Here is a 6,924-nt window from a genome sequence, read left to right on the forward strand (position 1 = left end):
TGGCCGTCAAGGAGGAAATCTACGAGGCGGCAAAGGGCATCGTCGAGGAGCACACGGAGAGACCGACGAAGATATTCGTCAACACCGCCGACGACCCGAAGAACGGCATCTACTACATCACCGTTACCGGAACGAGCGCGGAAGCCGGTGACGACGGTAGCGTTGGCAGGGGCAACCGCGTCAACGGACTCATCACCCCGAACAGGCACATGAGCATGGAGGCAGCGGCGGGTAAGAACCCGGTCAGCCACGTTGGAAAGATTTACAACCTCCTCTCGATGCTCATAGCCAACGACATAGCGGAACAGGTAGAGGGCGTCGAGGAGGTTTACGTCAGGATTCTGAGCCAGATAGGAAAGCCGATTGACGAGCCGCTGGTCGCGAGCATTCAGATAATCCCGAAGAAGGGTTACAGCATAGACGTCCTCCAGAAGCCGGCCTATGAGATTGCCGACGAGTGGCTGTCGAACATAACTAGGATACAGAAGATGATTCTCGAGGACAAGCTGAATGTCTTCTGAACTCTTTCCACTCCCTTTTTTTAGGCTCTCAACAACAAAAGTTGGAAATCAGTAGGGAAGGGTGCTCTGCTTTATGGCCCTGAGAAGCTTTGCCTCCTCGCTCATTATCGCGAGCTTTTCGCTCTTAACTTTCGCGAGCTTTACGGCAACGTCCTTCTTCTGCTTGGCCATCCTGACGAGTTTGGCCTCCTCAAGGAGGAGAAGCTCCTTCCTCTTTTTAACGACCTCAAGGCGCCTGTGGAGTATTGACTTAACCCTCTCCATGCTATCACCTAATCTATTAGGAATCCCTAAAGCTTATAAGGTTTTCGGTAAATGTCAAAATGACATAAGGCGATTGTCGAAGAAAGCCCCTTGACTTCATGATTGTCTAAAGGGAGGGGGTGGTGGCGTTGCGGATTGTTGCAATAACGGACATCCACGGTAACATTAGGGAAGCCGAAAAAATGGCGGAGATATTTAGGAATGCGAACTTCGACGTTCTGCTTATTGCAGGGGACATCACTAACTTCTCAAACAGACGGGTTGCCGAGATGGTTCTCAGGCCGCTTCTGTCCCTTGACATTCCCGTTTTCGCTGTTCACGGCAACTGCGACGGCAGGGACGTTCCAGAACTGCTTGACGAGCTTGGAATCTGGCTCCACGACAGAAGGAGGGAACTCAACGGCGTTGGCTTCATTGGAATCGGCGGTTCAAACATAACACCCTTTAACACAATCTGGGAGCTGACGGAAGACGAAATTCAGGAAATCCTTATGAGAAACTACCGTCCCGGCGACGTGATTCTCTCCCACGTTCCGCCGAAGGACACGAAGGCCGACCGCGTTCATTCCGGTCTACACGTGGGAAGCTCGGCCCTGAGGGAGTTCATAGAGGAAAACCGGCCGCCGCTGGTAGTTACCGGCCACATCCACGAGGCGAGGAGCGTTGACAGGGTTGGGGAGACGGTAATCGTGAACCCGGGTCCTCTCTTCAGGGGCTACTACGCGGTCATAGACTTCGACGAGAAGAGGAAAATAGTGGAAGACGTCAAGCTAAAGGAGCTCTAAACGAGCCCCTTTTCCTTCAAAACATTCTCCATTCTGTCCATGGCCTCTTCAAGCTTCTCGTAGGCCGTTGCATAGCTTATCCTTATGTAGCCCTCACCGGCCTTTCCGAAGGCCGAACCCGGAACGACGGCAACCTTTGCCTCCTTAAGCATGAGCTCGCTGAACTCGTGGTCTGTTAAGCCTGTGTCCCTAATGCGCGGAAAGATGTAGAAGGCTCCCCTCGGCTTCACCGTTGGGAGACCCATCTCGTTGAGGCGCTTCCAGACGAGGTTCCGCCTCCTGTCGTACTCCCGTCTCATCTCCTCAACGGCCTTCCAGCTCCTCTCGTCCTCGAGGGCCTTTGCGGCCGCGTACTGGACGAAGGTAACCGGGCAGGTGGCGTTGTACATCTGGAAGCGGACCATCCTCTCGATTATCCACGCTGGGGCCGCGACGAAGCCAAGGCGCCAGCCCGTCATGGCGAAGGTCTTGGAGAAGCCGTTTATCGTTATCGTTCTCTCAAACATGCCGTCGAGTGAAGCGATGCTGTGGTTCCTTGCCCCGTCGTAGACGAAGTGCTCGTAAACTTCATCGCTCAGGACTATGAGGTCGTGCTCGACCGCGAAGTCGGCAATCTCCTCGACGTCCTTCTTGGTCAGAACAGCACCGGTCGGGTTGTTGGGGGAGTTTATGATGAGCGCCCTCGTTCTGTCGCTCACGTGCTTTTCGAGGTCGTCAACGGAAAGGCGGAACTCGTTCTCCTCGTAGGTCGGAACCTCAACCGGCTTTCCGCCGGCGAGGATAACGGCCGGAGCGTAGCTAACGAACATGGGACCCGGTATGAGGACCTCCTCATTATCCCTGAGGAACGTTGAAAGCCCCATGAGAAAAGCCTGGTTCGCGCCGACAGTTATCATTATCTCGCTCTTGGGGTCGGCGTCTATTCCGTTCTGCTCCTTCAGCTTCTTCGCAACGGCCTCCCTCAGCATCGGCAGGCCTGCGTTCGGGCCGTAGTGGGTGTAGCCCTTGTCGAGGGCCTCCTTGGTGTAATCCTTTATATGCTCGGGAGTGTCGAAGTCGGGTTCACCGATTCCGAGAGAAATGACGTCCTCCATGCCGGCCGCGAGGTCGAAAAGCTTTCTAATCTCAGAAGGGTTCACGAGGTTAAGCCTGTCGCTCAGCGCCATGAACATCACCGCTCCTCCTTCTCGGCTATGTTTATAACCTTACCTCACCGAAAAGATGAGCATCGAAGTGCTGATATGGACGTAAAGGTCTTGAAGAGTTCAGTCTGCTTTAAACACCGCGAATCCATCAATGACCAGAACGTCCAGTCCGGCCTTTCTAAACGTCCTCAGCGCGTCCTCCGGCGAGCAGACTATCGGCTCGCCGTGCATGTTGAAGCTCGTGTTCAGCACTGCCCCGATGCCAGTTTTCTTCTCGAATGTCTTGATGATTTCGTAGTAGCTCGGATTTACCTCTTTCCTCACTGCCTGAGGCCTCGTCGTGCCGTCCACGTGAATAACTGCCGGAGCGAGCTTTTGGAACTCTTCGCTCGCGGTGTAGCTCATCGTCATGAACTCGTTCGGTTTGCCTTCGAGGTCTTCAAGGTATTCTTTAGCTTTTTCCCAGAGCAGAGAGGGCGCGAAGGGCTGGAAGACGTCTCTTTTGAGAGCCAAGTTGAGCCTCTCCTTAACCTTTTCGTCGGAGGGATTAGCTAGAATCGAGCGGTTGCCAAGGGCCCTTGGTCCGAACTCCATCGCCTCCCGGAAGAAGCCGACGAGCTTCTCCTCGCTCAGGACGTCGGCAACGAACTTTTCATCGACCTCCTCAAACTCGAGCCCCTCTTTTCTCAGGAGCTCCTCAACGTAAGCCTTCTCGTAGGACGGGCCAAGATAGACGTGCTCGAGCTTGAAGGGCTTCCATCTTCCGTCTAACCTGTCAAGCTGGGCCTTGACGAAGATTGCCGCTCCAAAGGCCAGTCCGCCGTCGTCCATCGCGGGGAAGACCCACAGGTTGTCGTCCCCGAAGATTTTTCTCAAAACCGCGTTGGCCTTGACGTTCTGAGCCACGCCGCCGGCGTAGGCTAAGGGAAGGCCCTTCGAACTTAACTTAACGCCGAGCTCCTCGAGGAGCTTTTCAAGGTGTCTCTGAGCGCTCGCCGCTATCTCGATGGCCTTCCTCTGAAGTTCGCCCACGAGCTTCCCGCGCTTCATCTGGTTCGCTATCTCCTTCGCCTTTGAGAGGGGGTAACCAAAGAACTCGGCCAGCTTTTTAGTCGCCTCGACGCCGATGACCTTGAGATGGTTTTCAAAGGTCAGTCCGTTGAGCTCGATTATCGCGCTCAAATCATATGCCGGCCGTCCGTAGGCCGCTAAGCTCATCACCTTTCCCTCGTGGCGCATCGGCTTAAATCCTAAAAGCTCCGTAACCGAGGCGTAGAAGTCGCCGAGGGAGTCAATGTAGGTGCTCTGGGCCATTCTAATCATCTCGCCGTCCCTCGCCACGTAAATCGAGGAACTCAGGCCGTCTCCAGCCGCGTCGATGCTAACCGCTAAAGCTTCGCGCCAGCCAGAGGTGTAGTAGGCGCTCGCCGAATGAGCTAAGTGGTGCTCGACGAAGAGAATCTTTCTCTTGAACTCCGGGCCGAAGATGGCCTTCAACCTCTTCTCGAGTTCCAGAAGCCTCTTCTGTTTCCTGAAAATCCCGGCGACGGCTATTACCTCAACGTCCTCCGGGTCGGCGTTTGCCATCTCGAGAACGGCCTTGATGCTCAGCTCGGGGAAGCCCCTGTACTTCTTGACCCGGTTCAAGCGCTCCTCGTTCACCGCGAAAATCCTCTCGCCGTCTATCAGAACCGCCCCGGCGTCGTGGCCGTCGTGGACTCCGAGAATCATAGAAACCACCAAAAGGAAAAGGAATCAGTAGGTCCTCGCGAACCTCGCTATGAACTTCGCCTCCCTACCGCAGACCGGGCACTTCTTGCCTTCGATGCCTTCCCTGGCCTTTTCCTCAGGGTAGGGAATACCGAGCATCTTTGCGTCGAGCTCCTCCTCCATTTTAAGCCCGCACTCCTCGTCACCGCACCAGGGAATCTCGACTATGCCGCGCCTGTCCTCGAAGACGGCTTTGGCCTCTTCAATCGTCTCAACGCGCTTGATGTGGCTCTCAAGGAACTCCTTCGCTCTGCTGTAAAGGTTCTCGTGGATAGAATCGAGGGTCTTCTTCACCTCCTCGACGATGGCATCGCGCTCGACGGTTACCTTCTCGAAGGTGTCGCGCCTCGCGAGGACGGCTTTCCTTCCCTCGACGTCCCTCGGGCCGACCTCTATTCTCAGGGGAACGCCCTTAAGCTCCCAGTCGTAGTACTTCCTTCCGGGCCTTATGTCGCGCTCGTCCACATGCACCCTGAAGCCCGCTTTCCTCAGCTCTTCAGCAATTTCCCTCGCGTAGGCGAAGACGTCAACGCTCGCGTCTTTCTTGGGAATTGGCACGATAACGACCTGAATCGGCGCTATCGTCGGCGGGAGAACCATTCCGCTGTCGTCGCCGTGAACCGCTATGACCGCCGCTAAAAGGCGCTCGCTCATTCCAAAGGTCGTCTGGTGAGCGAACTCGTGGTCGCCCGTCTCGGTCTCGTACTGGATGTTGTAGGCTCTGGCGAAGTTCTGCTTGTAGTTGTGCATCGTGCCTATCTGGAGCGTCCTCCCGTCGGGCATCATTATCTCTGCCCCGAGCGAGTAGAAGGCACCGGGGAACTTGTCCCAATCGGGTCTCTTGGAGATTATGTAGGGCAAAGCGAGGAACTTCGCGAGGCGGTCGAATATCTCGAGGTCTTCTTTTATCTGCCTCTCGGCATCTTCGAAGTCGGTATGGGCCGTGTGGGCCTCAAAGAACCTGCTGATTTCCCTAACGCGAATGAGGGGCCTCGTGTGCTTGGTTTCGTAGCGGTAGACGTTGACTATCTGGTAGACCTTGAAAGGCAAATCCGCGTGGGAGCGAATCCAGAGGGAGAACATCGAGTACATGGCAGTTTCGCTCGTGGGCCTCAGAATGAGCCTGACGTCGAGGGGGTCGAGACCTGCATGCGTAACCCAGTAAACCTCGTCCTCAAAGCCCTTTATGTGCTCAGCCTCCTTCTGGAACTCGGTTTCGGGGATGAGCGCCGGAAACAGAACCTCCTCGTGGCCGGTCCTGTCCATCTCGGCCCTTATGAAGGCCTCGATGTTGCGCATGATTTTCAGCCCGTACGGAAGCCAGACGTTCATTCCCTTGACCGGGTAGCGCTTGTCGATAATTCCAGCCGTTTCGAGGAGCTCGTTGTACCATTCGCTGAACTCGTTGCTCCACTTCTCACGCTTCACCTTCCCCATCTGCACCACCTAAAGGGAGAACTGGAAGGAGCTTTTAAGCTTTCTCAGGTGAGATTCGCCACTTCGTCAGGAGAAACCTTATTAGGTTCGTTTCGATAGGGGTCTTAAGGTGATATCATGAGGCCGAAGGTGGCCGTCCTCTTCAAGATGAAGAGCAAACCCCTTGAGGAACTCAAGAAATGGGCGGACGTTGACGTTATCCTCTATCCGGGCGTCGAAGAGCTTAAAGAGGTCATCGGGAAGTACGACGGGCTGATAGTTTCTCCGCTCAACCCGGTTCCAGGTGAAGTCCTCGAGAAAGCTGAAAGGCTGAAGGTCATAAGCTGTCATTCAGCAGGCTACGACCACGTTGACGTCGAGACCGCAACCAAGAAGGGAATCTACGTCACCAAAGTGGCCGGCGTTCTCAGCGAGGCGGTGGCGGAGTTCGCCGTCGGCTTAACGGTAGCGCTTTTGAGAAAAATCGCCTACGCCGACAGGTTCATTCGCTCTGGAAAGTGGGACTCCCACAGGACTGTCTGGAGCGGTTTCAAGGGCATCGAGACGGTTTACGGCAAAAAGGTTGGAATCCTCGGCATGGGGGCGATAGGAAAGGCAATAGCGCGGAGAATGAAGGCGATGGGGACGGAGATACTCTACTGGTCGCGCTCTCGGAAGCCCGATATCGAGGAGGAAGTTGGCGCAAGGTACCTTCCCCTTGATGACGTGCTGAGGGAGAGCGACATTGTAATCCTCGCCCTCCCAGCGACGAAGGAAACCTACCACATCATCAACGAAGAGCGATTGAAGCTCCTTGAGAGGAAGTATTTAGTGAACATCGGACGCGGAACCCTCGTCGATGAAAAGGCCCTCGTTAAGGCCCTCAAAGATGGTAAGCTGAAGGGCTACGCGAGCGACGTCTTCGAGAACGAGCCGGTTCAGGAGCACGAGCTTTTCGACTACGAGTGGGAGACGGTTTTAACGCCCCACTACGCCGGCCTCTCGAAGGAGGCTATGGAGGAC

7 protein-coding genes are annotated in these 6,924 nt (G+C 55.3%); 3 read left to right on the plus strand and 4 right to left on the minus strand.

Going from position 1 to position 6,924, the window contains the following annotated elements:
* Positions 1–521, plus strand: a 521-nt coding sequence (locus tag MVK46_RS08205) for a methionine adenosyltransferase (protein ID WP_297536193.1), incomplete at its 5' end; no start/stop codon positions are given.
* Positions 522–569: 48 nt separating this feature from the next.
* Here the strand turns inward: MVK46_RS08205 and MVK46_RS08210 are convergent.
* Complete coding sequence (locus tag MVK46_RS08210) at positions 570–785, minus strand: hypothetical protein (protein WP_297536194.1); 216 nt, start codon at positions 783–785, stop codon at positions 570–572.
* Between the two features lie 128 nt (positions 786–913).
* On the opposite strand from MVK46_RS08210, the gene MVK46_RS08215 reads away from it, so the two are divergent.
* Positions 914–1,570: a metallophosphoesterase gene (locus MVK46_RS08215; protein ID WP_297536198.1), complete on the plus strand. Its 657-nt coding sequence runs from the start codon at positions 914–916 to the stop codon at positions 1,568–1,570.
* On the opposite strand, the gene MVK46_RS08220 is transcribed toward MVK46_RS08215, so the two are convergent.
* The 3 genes from MVK46_RS08220 to proS all read right to left on the minus strand — a co-directional run bounded on the left by MVK46_RS08220 (position 1,567) and on the right by proS (position 5,922).
* Positions 1,567–2,736: a pyridoxal phosphate-dependent aminotransferase gene (locus MVK46_RS08220; protein WP_297536199.1), complete on the minus strand. Its 1,170-nt coding sequence runs from the start codon at positions 2,734–2,736 to the stop codon at positions 1,567–1,569. The two genes, MVK46_RS08215 and MVK46_RS08220, sit on opposite strands and share 4 nt — an antisense overlap.
* Before the next feature lie 99 nt (positions 2,737–2,835).
* Positions 2,836–4,446 (minus strand): carbamoyltransferase, encoded by a 1,611-nt coding sequence (locus MVK46_RS08225; RefSeq protein WP_297536195.1) that lies wholly within the window; start codon positions 4,444–4,446, stop codon positions 2,836–2,838.
* Positions 4,447–4,470: 24 nt separating this feature from the next.
* A complete protein-coding gene (proS, locus tag MVK46_RS08230) occupies positions 4,471–5,922 on the minus strand; it encodes a proline--tRNA ligase (RefSeq protein WP_297536196.1) in 1,452 nt (483 codons plus the stop codon).
* Positions 5,923–6,039: 117 nt separating this feature from the next.
* Between proS and MVK46_RS08235 the strand changes: the two genes are divergently transcribed.
* The coding region (locus MVK46_RS08235; RefSeq protein WP_297536197.1) for an NAD(P)-dependent oxidoreductase at positions 6,040–6,924 on the plus strand (885 nt) is incomplete at its 3' end.

This window comes from Thermococcus sp., from assembly GCF_027066465.1.
GTDB lineage: Archaea > Methanobacteriota_B > Thermococci > Thermococcales > Thermococcaceae > Thermococcus.

What these genes read in the sequence shown, in the direction of transcription:
- proS (WP_297536196.1), bottom strand. Translation starts at nt 5,922, where the DNA reads ATGGGGAAGGTGAAGCGTGAGAAGTGGAGCAACGAGTTCAGCGAATGG.
- MVK46_RS08220 (WP_297536199.1), bottom strand. Translation starts at nt 2,736, where the DNA reads ATGGCGCTGAGCGACAGGCTTAACCTCGTGAACCCTTCTGAGATTAGA.
- MVK46_RS08225 (WP_297536195.1), bottom strand. Translation starts at nt 4,446, where the DNA reads ATGATTCTCGGAGTCCACGACGGCCACGACGCCGGGGCGGTTCTGATA.
- MVK46_RS08210 (WP_297536194.1), bottom strand. Translation starts at nt 785, where the DNA reads ATGGAGAGGGTTAAGTCAATACTCCACAGGCGCCTTGAGGTCGTTAAA.